The following is a 14219-nucleotide window of genomic DNA, read 5'->3' as shown; positions in this document are numbered from 1 at the left end:
CATGGATGGAACCCCGTCATGACGACCGCCGCCGCCGACCTGTGGGTCCGCAGCTATCACCCGGCCCCCGACGCCACCGCCCGCCTTGTCTGCTTCCCGCACGCGGGCGGCTCGGCCAGCTTCTACTTCCCCGTGTCGGCCGCCCTCAGCCCGGTCGCCGACGTCGTCGCCGTGCAGTACCCGGGCCGCCAGGACCGGCACACGGAGAAGGGCATCGAGTCCATCGCCGAGCTGGCCGACCGCGCCGCCGACGCCCTGCGCGCGTACGACGACTCGCTGCCGCTGACCTTCTTCGGCCACAGCATGGGCGCCGTCCTCGCCTTCGAGGTGGCGCGCCGCCTGGAGCGCGACGGCCGCGCCCCCGCGCACGTCTTCGCCTCCGGCCGCCGCGCCCCCTCCAGCCACCGCCCGGAGAACGTCCACCAGCGCGACGACGACGGCGTCATCGCCGAGATGCGCAAGCTCAGCGGCACCGACCCGCGGGTGCTCGGCGACGACGAGGTGCTGCGCATGGTGCTGCCCGCCATCCGCAGCGACTACACCGCCATCGAGACCTACCGCGCCGAGCCCGGCGCCCAGATCGGCAGCCCCATCACCGTCCTGGTCGGCGACGACGACCCGCGCACGACCCTCGACGAGGCCCGGGCCTGGGAGCCGCACACCCTGGGCACCTTCGACATGAAGGTGTTCCCCGGCGGCCACTTCTACCTGACCGACCACGCCCAGGAAGTCATCGCCGTCCTCAAGACGCACTTCACGTCGTGACGTCGTAAGACAGCACATGGCGGGTCGGTCGGCGCGTGTCACCGCGCCGACCGACCCGCCATGTGCTTTGCGGACCCGATTTCGGGCATGAAGAAACCCGGTGGCCGGTTACGGGGGAGAACCGGCCACCGGGAGTTCGGCCCCTGCGGCAGCAGGGGAGTCAAATAACCCGGGGGAGGGGGATTTCAGTTGTGTACGGACTTACGGCTGCGTGAACTCGCGCAGTACGCGAGGACGGCCAGACCCACTACGCCGATCGCCAGGCCCACCCACGAGGGGCTGTCGTCACCCAGGAGTGCCGTGACACCGAATTTTGTGTCCCAAATACGCTCGGTCAGGAATGAACCGAATCCCTGAACCACCAGGACGATGCCGACCCACAGCATGTCGCTCCTCAAATGATCTGTTCGGGTGAGCAGTCTTGTCTCGCGCCGCGCCCCGGCCGGTGTTGCTCTGTTGTTGCTCCTGCCGGGCTGCCAACAAGACTTATTCAACCGGTTGACGCCGGTGGCGAGGCAGAGGGAAACGTTGGTACCCCTACCGACGAAAGTAGTGACCGACTCCGGCGTTCCCCCTCTCGTGGACCTGGTGTGCCGAGGGCGACCGGTGCACGGCTCCTGCCGACGAGGCCTTGGCCAGGGGTCGCGAAAGCCGCTAAGGGGACGTTAAAGTCCCAGGTCAGGGCTGCGGGTAGGGCCCAGCCGCCGCACGCATTAAGCTCTGGACGACCCACAGAGCGCGAAGCCGACATGTACGGGGGTGGGCTTGTCGTGCAGCCAGCCAGGACGTCCGGAGAAAAGTCCGAAGACGAATCCGGCAAGCCATCCGTTTTCCGCCCGACGGCGACCGACATCACACTGCTGACAGCCCTGATCGTCCTCAACGTCGTCGTGGCCGTCTGGAACGAGACCCACCACGAAGGCCATCCGCGGTTTGGGCCGTGGGCGGGGTTGGGGTTGCAGGTGGTTGTGGTGGTGGTGTTGGTGGTGCGGCGGGTGTGGCCGTTGTTTGTGTTGGGTGTGGCGACGGTGTCTGCGGTGTTGATGTCGTTGTCGGTGTGGTTGGTGCCGGGGTTGTTGGTGACGTCGGTGGATGGGTCGGGGGTGTGGGTGCCGTTGGCTGCGCCGTTCGCGGCGTATTCGGCGGTGGTGTATTCGTCGCGGCCGCGGGGTGCGTGGGTGTTGACGGGTGTGTTGACTTTGGTGGCGACGCGGTTGTGGGAGTTGTCGTTCGCGGTGGCGGCGTCGGGGGTGTTGTTGACGGCGGTGCCGGCGTTGTTGGGGATGTATGTGGCGGCGCGGCGGGGGTTGATTGTGGCGTTGACGGAGCGGGCGGAGCGGGCGGAGCGGGAGCAGTTTTTGTTGGCGGAGCGGGCGCGGGCGGAGGAGCGGGTGCGGTTGGCGGGGGAGATGCATGATGTGGTGACGCATCGGGTGTCGTTGATGGTGTTGCAGGCGGGGGCGTTGCGGGTGGTGTCGTCGGATGAGCGGGTGCGGGCGGAGGCGGAGGGGTTGCGGGCTGCGGGGTGTCAGGCGTTGGAGGAGTTGAGGGATTTGGTGGGGGTGTTGAGGTCGCCGGAGAGTGCGGTGGGGTTGGTGGGTGGTGTGGGTGATGATGGTGGTGTGGGGGTGGGTGATTGGGGTTTGTCGGTGTTGGTGGAGGAGTCGCGGGCGGTGGGGGTTGAGGTGGTGTTGAGTGAGTCGGGGGATCGTTCGGTGTCGTCTCCGGTGGTGGCGCGGACGGCGTATCGGATTGTGCAGGAGGCGTTGACGAATGTGCGGAAGCACGCTCCGGGGAGTGGGGTGCGGGTGGAGGTGCGGTATGAGGCGGATCGGGTGCGGTTGAGGGTGCGGAATTCGGCTCCGACGGCGGCGGTGGACCGGGAGTTGGCGTCGTCTGGTTCGGGGAGTGGGTTGAAGGGGTTGCGGCAGCGGGTGGAGTTGGTGGGTGGCACGTTCGAGTCCGGACCCCGCCCCGACGGCGGATTCCACATCGAAGCCGTACTGCCGATGGAAGCGCACCATGGATAGACTGTGACCATGGGGCATGAAGTCGTAAAGGTGCTGGTTGTTGATGACGAGCCCATGGTCTGCGCGCATTTGAGAACGATTCTCGGTTCGGCCGAGGATATCGAGGTCGTCGACGCCGCCCATGACGGAGCCGCCGCGGTGGAAGCCGTGATGCGGCATCGCCCCGATCTCGTTCTCATGGATTTGCGGATGCCGGGCGTGGACGGCCTCACGGCCATCGAATGCATCATGAAACTCGACCAGCCGCCGAAAGTCGTGGCGCTCACCACATTTGACGCCGACCAGTATGTGATGCGGGCACTGCGCAGCGGCGCGAGTGGATTTCTGGTGAAATCCACGCCGCCCGAGGACCTGATCGGCCTCGTCCGCGTCGCCGCCGACGGCCACACCGTCCTCTCGCCCGTCGCCATGCGCCGCATCGTGGCCGCGTCCTCCGACGAGGACGCCGCGCGCGAGCGGGCCAAGGCCCTGGTCGGCAAGCTCACCGAGCGCGAGACCGACGTCCTCACCTGCCTCGGCGAAGGCCTGTCGAACGCCCAGATCGCCACGAAGCTGTTCCTCAGTGAGGCGACGGTCAAGGGCTATGTCTCCCGGATGCTGGTGAAGCTGGAGTGCACCAACAGGACCCAGGCGGGACTCCTCGCCTACGACGCGGGGCTCGTCAGCCGCTGAGGAGTGCGGGGAGCCCCGCAGGCGCAGGGCGGACAGCGTGAAGGGCCGGAGCTCATGAGCTCCGGCCCTTCACGCTGTCCGCCCTGCGCCTACTCGTTGAAGGCCGTGCCGGCCGACGCCGACTGCGTGCCGTTGTCGGAGCGGATCCACGTCACCGTCGTCGGCACATAGCTGGGCAACACCGACTTGATGTGGAATCCGCCGTCGGGGCGGGGTCCGGACTCGAACGTGCCACCCACCAACTCCACCCGCTGCCGCAACCCCTTCAACCCACTCCCCGAACCAGACGACGCCAACTCCCGGTCCACCGCCGCCGTCGGAGCCGAATTCCGCACCCTCAACCGCACCCGATCCGCCTCATACCGCACCTCCACCCGCACCCCACTCCCCGGAGCGTGCTTCCGCACATTCGTCAACGCCTCCTGCACAATCCGATACGCCGTCCGCGCCACCACCGGAGACGACACCGAACGATCCCCCGACTCACTCAACACCACCTCAACCCCCACCGCCCGCGACTCCTCCACCAACACCGACAAACCCCAATCACCCACCCCCACACCACCATCATCACCCACACCACCCACCAACCCCACCGCACTCTCCGGCGACCTCAACACCCCCACCAAATCCCTCAACTCCTCCAACGCCTGACACCCCGCAGCCCGCAACCCCTCCGCCTCCGCCCGCACCCGCTCATCCGACGACACCACCCGCAACGCCCCCGCCTGCAACACCATCAACGACACCCGATGCGTCACCACATCATGCATCTCCCCCGCCAACCGCACCCGCTCCTCCGCCCGCGCCCGCTCCGCCAACAAAAACTGCTCCCGCTCCGCCCGCTCCGCCCGCTCCGTCAACGCCACAATCAACCCCCGCCGCGCCGCCACATACATCCCCAACAACGCCGGCACCGCCGTCAACAACACCCCCGACGCCGCCACCGCGAACGACAACTCCCACAACCGCGTCGCCACCAAAGTCAACACACCCGTCAACACCCACGCACCCCGCGGCCGCGACGAATACACCACCGCCGAATACGCCGCGAACGGCGCAGCCAACGGCACCCACACCCCCGACCCATCCACCGACGTCACCAACAACCCCGGCACCAACCACACCGACAACGACATCAACACCGCAGACACCGTCGCCACACCCAACACAAACAACGGCCACACCCGCCGCACCACCAACACCACCACCACAACCACCTGCAACCCCAACCCCGCCCACGGCCCAAACCGCGGATGCTCTTCCCGGGGAAAGCCGCTCCAGAAGGCGACGAAGACGTTGAGTGCGATGAGAGTGGCGACGAGGATGGTGTCCTGAACGGCGCTGCGGCCCAACCATCGAATCGGCCCTGTCACGCGGTCACCCTACTGTCGCCCACACGCCCACGAAGCGGACGTGGTCCATACGAAACAGCGGAGCGTACGAAAGTGGGTAGCGCTCCGCTGAAGTTGCAACCTTGGTCGCTTCCACTCCACACGAAGCGCTCTGCCTCGCTCCCCGTCCCGGTTGTTTGGCTGGTGGGACAACGACAGCCACAGGGGCGGAGGGGCAGTGCCACAGCAGATGCGGCAGGCAGCGCGGGACGGGGCGGAGGCGACACATCCGGACGCCGGTGTTCCGCTCACGCTCGGCCTGCCGCGGCCCGCCCGCCGCCCGGACCGGCGCGCCGTCCACTGGTGGCTGACGCAGAACCTCCTGGTCGTGGTGCCGGTGCTCGCCGCCGTCGCGGCTGCGGCGCTGACCCCGGACGCCCCGTCCTGGCTGTGGACCGTCCTCGCGGTGCTGTGCCCCCTCGGCATGGGCTACGCGCTGCTCACCCCCTGGTACCGCTACCGCGTGCACCGCTGGGAGGCGGGCGACGACGCCGTGTGCGCCACCTCCGGCTGGCTCACCCGAGAATGGCGCGTCGTCCCGTTCACCCGTATCCAGACCCTGGACTCCAAGCGCGGCCCGCTGATGCAGCTCTTCGGGCTCGCCGCGGTGACCGTGACCACCGCGTCGGCCGCGGGCCCGGTCACCATCGTCGGCCTGGACAAGGACCTGGCCGACGAGCTGGTCCGGGACCTCACCGAGCGCGTCCGCGCCCTGCGTGAGGACGGCACGTGAGCGTGCGTACACCGGTGCTCGACGCACCGGACAAGCAGCCGCCGACCGCGGAGCAGCCGTGGCAGCGTCTGCACCCGCGCATGATCGTGGTCAGCGTCAGCTGGCTCGTGGGCCCGGCCGTGCCCCTGCTCGGCGCCATCCTCGTGGCCCGGGACCTGCTCAACTCCCACGGCCTGATCGTGCTCGGCTCCTACATCGTGGTGGCGGGCGTCCAGGCGGGACACGAGTGGGTGCGCTACCGCACCACCCGCTTCCGCATCACCGACAGCCTGGTCGAGCTGCACTCCGGGCTCCTCTTCCGCACGGACAAGTCGATCCCCCGCGACCGCGTCCGCAGCGCCGATCTGACGGCCAACCCCGTGCACCGGCTTTTCGGGCTCGCGGCCGTGAAGGTCGGCACCGGCGAGAACACCGCCCGCAGCGAGGACGAGGAGCTGGTCCTCGACGGGATCTCGCGCGAGCAGGCCGTCCAGTTCCGGGCGCTGCTGCTCGGCCGGGGCGCGGGCGACACCGGCGGCGAGGCCCCCGCGCTGCCGGTGCCGCTCGCGCGGATGCGCTGGTCGTGGGCCCGCTACGCCCCCCTGACCGTCACCACCTTCGCCGGGGTCCTGGCCGTGGTCACCGGTGTCTCCAAGCTCCTGGACACCCTCGGGCTCGACGTCACCGACAGCGGCACCGCGCGGGGCGTCTGGGACTGGCTGTCCGCCGTGCCGCTCGCCGTGGCCGTCGCCGCCGTGGCCCTCGTGCTGCTCGCCATCGGCGTCGCGGGTTCCCTCGTGGCGTTCACCGAGGCCTGGTACGGGCACCGCATCGAGCGCGAGCCGGAAGGCGCCCTGCACATCAGCCGCGGCCTGCTCACCTCCCGGTCGGTGTCCGTGGCCGAGCGGCGGATCTGCGGGGTGGAGCTGAGCCGCCCCCTGCCCCTGCGGCTGCTCGCCGCCGGCCGCCTGAGCCTCCTGGCGACCGGCCTCGGCGGCCGCGGCACCCGGTTCCCCGGCACGCTCGGCCCGGCCCAGCTCATCCCGGCCGCGCCCCTGAACTCCGCGCACCAGATCACGGCCGACGTCCTCGACGAGGCGGCGTCGCCGATCACTCAGGCGGTGCTGCGCGGCCACCCCCGGCCCGCGCTGCGCCGCCGTCTGGTGCGCGGTTGCCTGTGGGCCCCGGCCGGGGCCGCCGCCCTGGCCGGGGCCGGCACGGCCGCCGGAGCGCTGCCGTGGTGGGCCGCCCCCGTGGCCGCGGCGCTCACCGCGGCCTGCGGCGCGCCGCTCGCGGTGGACGCCTACCGCGGCCTCGGCCACGCGCTGTGCGGCGACTACCTCGTCGTACGGCAGGGCACGTTCGTCCGGCGGACGGTGGCGCTGCGGCGCGACCGCGTCGTCGGCTGGACCGGCAGACAGACCTACACGCAGCGCCGCGCCGGGCTGTGCACCCTGACCGCCACCACAGCGGCCGGCCAGGGCGCCGTGCGCATACGTGACGTCGGCGTCGCCGACGGGCTCCGCTTCGCGGAGGCGGCGCTGCCCGGCCTGGTCGCCCCCTTCTGCGGCGCGCCGACCGACCCGAGCGAGCACCGCGACAAGCCCTGAACCGCACCACTGGTTCTTCAGCCGCACCACAAGCCCCCGCACGACCAAGTACTTCGGTGTGATCCGGAGTGGAGGAAGGAACCGTGTTCAAAGCACTAGGACGTTTCGTCGTCGGCCACCGCTGGCTGGTGATCATCGGCTGGCTCATCGCCGGGGCGGCCGTGATCGGCTACGCCCCGTCGCTGACCACCACCACCGATCAGGCCGAGTTCCTTCCCAAGCACTACGAGTCGATCCAGGCGCAGAAGATCCAGGAGAAGGCGTTCCCGAAGGGCTTCAGCCCGTCGGCGATCGTGGTCTTCACGCGTGAGGACGGCAAGCCCCTGGACAAGGCCGACTCGGCCGAGGTCACCAAGATCGGCAAGGCCCTCCAGGCCAAGAAGTACGACAAGGTCGAGCAGGTCGTCACCGCGCCGCCGTCACCGCACAAGAAGGTGCAGACGGTGATGGTGTCGATGGCCGACGTGAAGGCGGGCGACAAGGGCCAGCAGCACGCGGTCGAGGACATGCGGGACGACCTCAAGCCGCTGGTCGCCGACTCGGGGCTGAAGGCGGGCGTCACGGGTGACGCCGCCACTCAGCTCGACAACGAGGAGGCCTCCAAGAAGGCCGACGGGCTGATCTTCATCGGCACCATCGTCCTGATCGTCGTCCTGATGACGATCATCTTCCGCAGCCCCACGATCACCGTCCTCACCATCGTCGGCATCACGCTCGTCTCCCAGATCGCCAACGGCCTGATCGCGATCGCCGCCAAGGAGTTCCATCTCAAGGCCGACAGTTCGGTGTCGTCCCTGCTGATCGTGGTGCTCTTCGGCGTCGGCACCGACTACATCCTGTTCCTGATGTTCCGCTACCGGGAGCGGCTGCGGCTCGGTGAGGACCCGAAGACCGCGATGATCTCCGCGGTCGGCCGGGTCGGCGAGGCCATCGCCTCCGCCGCCGGCGCCGTCATCGTCTGCTTCCTGGCGCTGCTGCTCTCCTCGCTCAGCTTCCTCGTCTCCATGGGCCCGGCCCTGGCCATCGCCATCGGCGTGACCCTGCTCGCCAGCCTCACCCTGATCCCGGCGATCATCTCGCTGATGGGCACCAAGGTGTTCTGGCCGTCCAAGTCGTGGCAGCGGGAGCCGCGCGCGGCCCGCTTCGGGTCCGTGGGCAAGGCGGTGGCCCGCCGCCCCGGCCTGTTCGTCATCGGCTCCGGCCTCCTCATGATCGTGCTCGCGCTCGGTTCGTTCGGCTACAAGCCGACCTTCGCGAGCCAGGAGGACGAGAACTCCAAGAAGGAGTCCCAGGTCGCGCTGCACACCATGAGCAAGGACCTGCCGGCGGGCAGCACCAACCCGAGCAGCGTCCTGATGCGCTCCACCAACGGCGAGAAGCTCCGCGCCGCCGACATGAAGTCCTTCGTCACCGAACTCAAGAAGGTCAAGGGCGTCGGCAGCGCCTCGCGCACCCAGCTCAGCAAGGACGGCAGGACCGCCGAGTTCAACGCCGTCCTGACGATGGACCCCAACGGCCGCGAGGCGATGGACGTCGTACGGGGGCCGCTGCGCACCGCGGCCCACGAGGCGGCACCGCAGGGCACCGAGACGAAGGTCGGCGGCGTCACGTCGGTGTTCGTCGACATCAACAAGGCCGTCAACCGGGACTTCTCGGTGGTCTTCCCGACGGCGGCCGCGCTCATCATGCTCATCCTCGGCCTGCTGCTGCGCAGCATCGTCGCGCCGATCTATCTGATGGTGTCGGTCGCGCTCGGCTTCGGCGCCACGCTCGGCGCGAGCGTGCTCCTCTTCCAGCAGGTCCAGGGCCAGTCGGGCCTGACGTTCTTCCTGCCCGTCATCATGTACTTGTTCGTGGTCGCCATCGGTACCGACTACAACATCCTGATGGTGGCGCGCCTGCGCGAAGAGGCCAAGGAAGGGCTCGGCCCGCGTGAGGCCACCGCCAAGAGCATCCAGCACGCGGGCCCGACGGTGGCCGCGGCCGGTGTGATCCTCGCGGGTTCGTTCGCGTCGATGATGCTCGCCAGCGATGTCTCGCTCGCCCAGATCGGGTTCGCGGTGGCCTTCGGCATCGTCATCGGTGCCTTCGTGATGGCGATGTTCTTCACGCCCGCGCTCACCGCCCTGCTCGGCCGGGCCGCGTGGTGGCCGCGCCGCATCCGCCCGGAGCCGCCGCGCCAGGGCACGCCCCCGCACGCCGGGCACCAGCATCCCGTGCCCGCGCAGACCGGCAGCCCGTACGCGTCCTACCCGCCCCAGGGACGCGGCGACTGACGGGACCGGATTCCCCCCGGGTCCGGTCCGCACGAGAAAGGGCCCCCACCGCGGAAGCGGTGGGGGCCCTTTCTCGTGGGGGTTCTCGAAGCGCGTGACCCTGCCGGCGAGTTGTGCCCTGCTGTCTGCTGCTACTCGGCGATTTTCGTGCGGCCGACCCAGCGCAGTTTCAGCGGCCCCGACGCGTCGTCGAGCGAAGCCGCGTCGAGCGTGACCGGCGCGTCGATGAACTCATAGTGCTCGTAACCATTTCCGTGCCGAATCTTGATCTTCTCGGCGGAGCAGATCACTTCGTTCAACTCGGCGAGGACGACATTCCCCGAAAGCGTACTCGGACCGCCTTCGAGGTGGACGGAGTTCAACGTGATGGCGGAGATGGTGCTGTCGATTCCTCGCATGGGTCACCTCTCGTCTTGACACCTCTGACCGTTGAGATTGTTCTGTGGCCGCGCGGGGTTCGGATAGCCCCGCAGTACCCCTCAATAACCCCTATCGCCGGGGTGTCTCACTCCGTGGAATTCATGGAAGTTCACGACCGCACAGCAGACGGCACCGGCTCCGGGTGCCCCTGCGGCTGCCGGTCGTGCGGCGCGTACGCAAGAGGTACGGACGCGAGCGCGCTGAACTTCTCGCCGAGCGGCTGGATGACGTTCCGCTCGACCTCGTAATAGCTGGTGAGCGCCGAGAGCGGCACCCGGCGCAGATGCCAACGGCCCGTGAGATTGCAGCCGATCTCCGGGTCCGGCGTGAAGTGCCCGGTCAGCCAGCCCTGGTCCTCGCCGTCGAGGGTGTGCTCAAGACGGAAGTGGTTGAACAGGCTCTGCGCTGTCGTGCGCACCGTCTCCCGCGGGTCCTGCGGCCGGGGCTCCGCCACGCCGAACCAACACTCGGGCTCCCCGGCGTCCTTGACGTAGGCGTCGTTGAAGCCGAGCCACGGCCACACGAACGCGATGTGGTGGGCGTCGGCGGTGCGCACGTCATCGGCGCGGCAGCCGTCCGCGATCCGGTCGGCGTCGATGTAGAACCGGCCAAGCCAACTCGGCAGCCACAGGTAGTAGGGGTACGAACTGTCGTCGGACAGCAGGTAGCTGTTGGCATTCGAGAACAGTTCGTTCCCGGCTATGGGGCGCAGCCGCACCCCGTACTCGGGCAGACTGAAACGCACGCTGAGAACCTCGAAGAACGACCGGACGTCCTGGAAGTAGGCGGCCAACGAGTCATAGGCGCCCGCGGTTTCGGCGACGACATCTTTGCGGAAGATCATGCGGTTTCTCCAGCGGCTCAGGCGTGCGGTCCCGTACGGAAAGAAGCGCGGGCACCGGAATGTGCTAAGACGGGTACGTGAGCGCGACTGTAGATCAACACCAGAGTGCGGTAAACCATGCAGTGGCAAACACGACCACGCCGTCGACGACGCGAACTCGCCCGCCATTACCGGCCGTTCCCGAACTCGACACGGCGATAGTCGGAGCCGGAATCGGCGGCTGTCTCCTCGCGGCCCGCCTCGCCCGGCACCGGGAACGCGCCGGCGATTTCCACCCCGGCCGCGTGGCGCTCTTCGAACGCGCGCACCGCGTGGGCGGACGGCTGTGGTCGGTCCCCATGGGCGAAGGACCGCACGCCGACCTCGGGGCGATGCGCCTGCACAGCGGACTGCGGCAGGTCCTGGACGTCGTCGACGAGGCGGGACTCACCGGCGACCTCGTGCCCTTCGACTTCGGACGCCCCGAGAACCCCACCCACGTACGCGGCGTGACCCTGCGCCAGCGCGACCTGACCGACACCACGCGCATCCCCTACCACCTCGCGGGCGGCGAACGCGGCCTCGGCCCCGGCGACCTGGTGCTCCGCGCCGCCGACGCGCTCGTCCCCGGCTTCACCGCACTGCGCCGCCGCCACCACGAGGCCCGGGAGCGGGGCGACACGGAACGCGCCGCCCGGTCCGCCACCGCCTTCCGCACCCGTCGCGGCCGGGCGACCGTCGCGGGCAGGCCCCTGCGGTGGACCGCGTACGCCGACGCCCTGCGGGCCGTGCTCGGGGCGGAGGCGGTCGCGTTCCTGCACGACACCGGCGGCTACGACGTGGCGTACAGCCGGGAGAACGCCGCCGAACAGCTCGGCATCCTCTTCCGCACCCCGCCCGACGCCGCGTATCTGACGCTGCGCCGCGGCATGCAGAGCCTGCCCCTCGCCCTGCGCGACCGCTTCACGACGGCGGGCGGCACCCTGCGCCTCGGCCACCGGCTCCTGCGCGTCGACCGCGCCGAGCCGCACCACGACCGCGCCCCGTCCGACACGGCACCCGGGGCCGCCCGCCGCCCCCGCTACCGACTGACGTTCGCCCTGGAGGACGCCGAAGGCCGCGCCACCGGCGCATACGCCCACGTCCACGCGCACACCGTCGTCCTCGCCCTGCCCCAGGGCCCGCTGTTGCGGCTCGACGGGGACGGCCTTCCGTTCACGCCCCGGCTGCGCGCGGACCTGGCGGCGGTCGAGGCCGTGCCCGCGCAGAAGCTCTTCCTGCTGTACCGGACGGCCTGGTGGCGCGGCCTCGGCATGACCCGCGGCCGCGCCACGACGGACCTGCCGCTGCGGCAGCTCTGGTACGGCGGCACCTGCCCGCCGCCAGGACCCGCCCGCGACGAAGGACCCGCGCTGCTGCTCGCCGCCTACCCCAGCGGGCCCGCCACGAAGACCTGGGAAGCGGCGCGCGAGCCCGGCACCGACCCCACCGCCCCCGGCCGGGACCTGGTCGGGCGGACCCAGCGCCTGCTGGCCCGGATGCACGGCCTGCCCCGCCTGGAGGACCCGCTGTCCGTGCGCCTGCAGGACTGGGGCCTGCCGCCGCACGACGGGGCCTGGCACGTGTGGCGGCCCGGACACGACCCCGACGAGATCGCTCCCCGCGTCCGCAGGCCGCTGCCCGGTGAGGCCGTGTACCTCGTCAGCGACTGCTGGACGCCCGACCCCGGCTCGATCGAGGGGGCCGTGGCCTGCGCCGAGACCGTGCTGCGGGAGCACCTCGGGTGCGGGCGGCCGTCGTCCTCCTGAGACCGACAAGGTAGGTTCGGGCTACAGATTCATTCGGTTGTGGGGGCTCACACAGGGTGATGCCCACCGTGTGGCGTGTGGTGAGGTGTGCCGGCATGGCTGTGCTGACGGCGGGGAAGGTCCTGCGGTTCGACGAGGTCCGCGGATACGGGTTCATCGCCCCCGAGGTGGGCGACGAGGACGTGTTCATGCACGCGAACGACCTCGTGGACGAGAAGTACCTCTACCAGGAGGGGAGCCAGGTCGAGTTCTTCCTGGAGATGGGGGAGAAGGGGCCCAAGGCGTCGAACATCCGCCTGGTCCACCAGTCCACCTCGCACCAGCTGCCCCGCGGCGGCCTCGCGGCCCGGCCCGCCGCTGCCGCTGCTGGTGCCGCCGACGCCGAGCCGACCGCCTCGACGGCCGCCGCCTTCAGCCGGGAGCTCACCGAGGCCCTGCTCGACTCGGCGGGCACGCTGACGGGCGACCAGATCAAGCAGGTCAGGGCCTGCGTCCTCGACCTGGCGCGGGCGCGGGGCTGGGTCGCCTCGTAGGTTGGACCCAGCCCGGACACGTCCCGGACGGACGGGCGCGAACCGGCGCGTGCCGGCGCGGAACGGGCAAGGCCCCGCGGGCCGTACCGGACCGCGGCGGGCGCGGACAAGGTGAGGAGCGGCCATGAGTGACACCGGCGGAGCCATCGGCATCCACGACGAACGGACCGACGGGGCCCTGCGGGCCCGCGAGGACGGCCAAGTCGTCGGCGAGATCGTCTACTTCACCCTGTCCGAGCCCGCGCCCGCCCTCGTGCCCGTGCACACGGAGGTGCCGTCCGCGCACGCGGGCCGGGGCATCGCGGGCGCCCTCGCCCGGGAGCTGTACGCGATCGCCGCCCGCGAGGGCCGCGCCGTCGTACCGCTGTGCCCGTACGTCGCCAAGTGGGCCGAGCGCCACCCGGACGAGGCGCCGGTCCCGTCCGCCGCGCTCGTCGAGGCCGCCCTCGCCCAGGCGAAGGCGGACCCGTCGGCGTGGTGACCCTGGCGCTCCTGCACACCTCGCCCGCGCACATCCCCGTCTTCGACGCCCTGCGCGACGCCGACCACCCGGGCCTCGCGCTGCGCCACCTCGTGCGCGAGGACCTGCTCGCGCGGGCCCGCGCCGAGGGGCCTGACGCCGTCGCCGACGCCGTCCGGGAGGCGCTCGCCGAGGCCGCCGACGGCGCCGACGCCGTGCTGTGCACCTGCTCGACCATCGGCGGCGTCGCCGAAGCGCACGCCGCCGCCAAGGGGGTGCCCGTGCTGCGCGTCGACCGGCCCATGGCGGCCGACGCGGTGCGCGCGGGTCCGGCCGTCGCCGTCGTCGCCACGGTCGCCTCGACCCTGGAGCCGACCGTCGCCCTGGTGCGCGAGGAGGCCGACCGCGCGGGCCGGGCCGTCGACATCCGGACCGTCCTTGTGGACGGCGCCTGGGAGCGGTTCGAGGCGGGGGACCGGGCGGGGTATCTGGGGCGCGTCGCCGACGCCGTCGAGCGGGTCGCGGGCTCGGTCGGCGCGGTCCTCCTCGCGCAGGCGTCGATGGCGGAGGCGGCCGACCGCGCGCCCGCCGGAACACCCGTGCTCAGCAGCCCCCGCACCGGCCTGCGCGAAGCGGCACTCCTGTGCGGGCACACCGCGCCGGAGCCGGCCGCCGTACCGCGGACGGATCACCCCCAGGCATGAGGCGCCCGCCCC

The 14219-nt window shown here is 70.6% G+C and carries 14 protein-coding genes; 10 read left to right on the top strand and 4 right to left on the bottom strand.

The annotated features are described in order from the left end of the window. Positions 1–18: 18 nt before the first annotated feature. On the top strand, positions 19–765 hold the full coding sequence (locus tag AB6L24_RS04915) for a thioesterase II family protein (RefSeq protein ID WP_405652484.1): 747 nt from the start codon (positions 19–21) through the stop codon (positions 763–765). A gap of 185 nt (positions 766–950) precedes the next feature. On the opposite strand, the gene AB6L24_RS04910 is transcribed toward AB6L24_RS04915, so the two are convergent. Then, entirely contained in the window at positions 951–1151 is a 201-nt protein-coding gene (locus AB6L24_RS04910) for a hypothetical protein (protein ID WP_051811729.1), read from the bottom strand. Between the two features lie 384 nt (positions 1152–1535). Between AB6L24_RS04910 and AB6L24_RS04905 the strand changes: the two genes are divergently transcribed. After that, positions 1536–2795 (top strand): sensor histidine kinase, encoded by a 1260-nt coding sequence (locus tag AB6L24_RS04905; RefSeq protein WP_405652481.1) that lies wholly within the window; start codon positions 1536–1538, stop codon positions 2793–2795. Positions 2796–2804: 9 nt separating this feature from the next. Continuing rightward, a complete protein-coding gene (locus AB6L24_RS04900; protein ID WP_030363850.1) occupies positions 2805–3467 on the top strand; it encodes a response regulator transcription factor in 663 nt (220 codons plus the stop codon). Positions 3468–3556: 89 nt separating this feature from the next. Here AB6L24_RS04900 and AB6L24_RS04895 read toward each other — a convergent pair whose 3' ends face one another. Continuing rightward, a complete protein-coding gene (locus AB6L24_RS04895; protein ID WP_405652479.1) occupies positions 3557–4843 on the bottom strand; it encodes a sensor histidine kinase in 1287 nt (428 codons plus the stop codon). 196 nt (positions 4844–5039) lie between these two features. Here AB6L24_RS04895 and AB6L24_RS04890 point away from each other — a divergent pair, with 196 nt between their 5' ends. The 3 genes from AB6L24_RS04890 to AB6L24_RS04880 all read left to right on the top strand — a co-directional run bounded on the left by AB6L24_RS04890 (position 5040) and on the right by AB6L24_RS04880 (position 9459). Beyond that, positions 5040–5594: a PH domain-containing protein gene (locus AB6L24_RS04890; RefSeq protein ID WP_405652477.1), complete on the top strand. Its 555-nt coding sequence runs from the start codon at positions 5040–5042 to the stop codon at positions 5592–5594. Next, entirely contained in the window at positions 5591–7183 is a 1593-nt protein-coding gene (locus tag AB6L24_RS04885; RefSeq protein ID WP_405652475.1) for a PH domain-containing protein, read from the top strand. Before AB6L24_RS04890 ends, AB6L24_RS04885 begins: the two co-directional genes overlap by 4 nt. An 83-nt stretch (positions 7184–7266) precedes the next feature. Beyond that, on the top strand, positions 7267–9459 hold the full coding sequence (locus AB6L24_RS04880) for an MMPL family transporter (RefSeq protein WP_405652473.1): 2193 nt from the start codon (positions 7267–7269) through the stop codon (positions 9457–9459). A gap of 131 nt (positions 9460–9590) precedes the next feature. Here the strand turns inward: AB6L24_RS04880 and AB6L24_RS04875 are convergent, their stop codons facing one another. Both AB6L24_RS04875 and AB6L24_RS04870 read right to left on the bottom strand, forming a co-directional pair. Then, complete coding sequence (locus tag AB6L24_RS04875; RefSeq protein ID WP_405652471.1) at positions 9591–9857, bottom strand: DUF5988 family protein; 267 nt, start codon at positions 9855–9857, stop codon at positions 9591–9593. A 131-nt stretch (positions 9858–9988) separates the two neighbouring features. Continuing rightward, entirely contained in the window at positions 9989–10723 is a 735-nt protein-coding gene (locus tag AB6L24_RS04870; RefSeq protein WP_405652469.1) for a hypothetical protein, read from the bottom strand. A gap of 77 nt (positions 10724–10800) precedes the next feature. Here AB6L24_RS04870 and AB6L24_RS04865 point away from each other — a divergent pair, with 77 nt between their 5' ends. The 4 genes from AB6L24_RS04865 (at position 10801) to AB6L24_RS04850 (ending at position 14207) form a co-directional block, all read left to right on the top strand. Continuing rightward, positions 10801–12510 carry a flavin monoamine oxidase family protein gene (locus tag AB6L24_RS04865; RefSeq protein ID WP_405652467.1) on the top strand — a complete coding sequence of 570 codons (1710 nt, stop codon included), beginning with the start codon at positions 10801–10803 and terminating at the stop codon, positions 12508–12510. Between the two features lie 101 nt (positions 12511–12611). Beyond that, positions 12612–13043 (top strand): cold-shock protein, encoded by a 432-nt coding sequence (locus tag AB6L24_RS04860; protein ID WP_405657038.1) that lies wholly within the window; start codon positions 12612–12614, stop codon positions 13041–13043. 124 nt (positions 13044–13167) lie between these two features. Then, a complete protein-coding gene (locus tag AB6L24_RS04855) occupies positions 13168–13524 on the top strand; it encodes a GNAT family N-acetyltransferase (RefSeq protein WP_405652465.1) in 357 nt (118 codons plus the stop codon). Next, the gene (locus tag AB6L24_RS04850) at positions 13521–14207 is read left to right on the top strand and encodes an aspartate/glutamate racemase family protein (RefSeq protein ID WP_405657037.1); all 687 of its coding nucleotides are present in this window, start codon (positions 13521–13523) and stop codon (positions 14205–14207) included. Before AB6L24_RS04855 ends, AB6L24_RS04850 begins: the two co-directional genes overlap by 4 nt. The last annotated feature ends 12 nt before the right edge of the window (positions 14208–14219 follow it).

The sequence above is a fragment of the Streptomyces sp. RK9 genome (assembly GCF_045070545.1).
GTDB lineage: Bacteria > Actinomycetota > Actinomycetes > Streptomycetales > Streptomycetaceae > Streptomyces > Streptomyces alboflavus.
The sequence above is the reverse complement of the archived record's forward strand: the minus strand, read 5'-3'. Positions and strand labels throughout refer to the sequence as shown.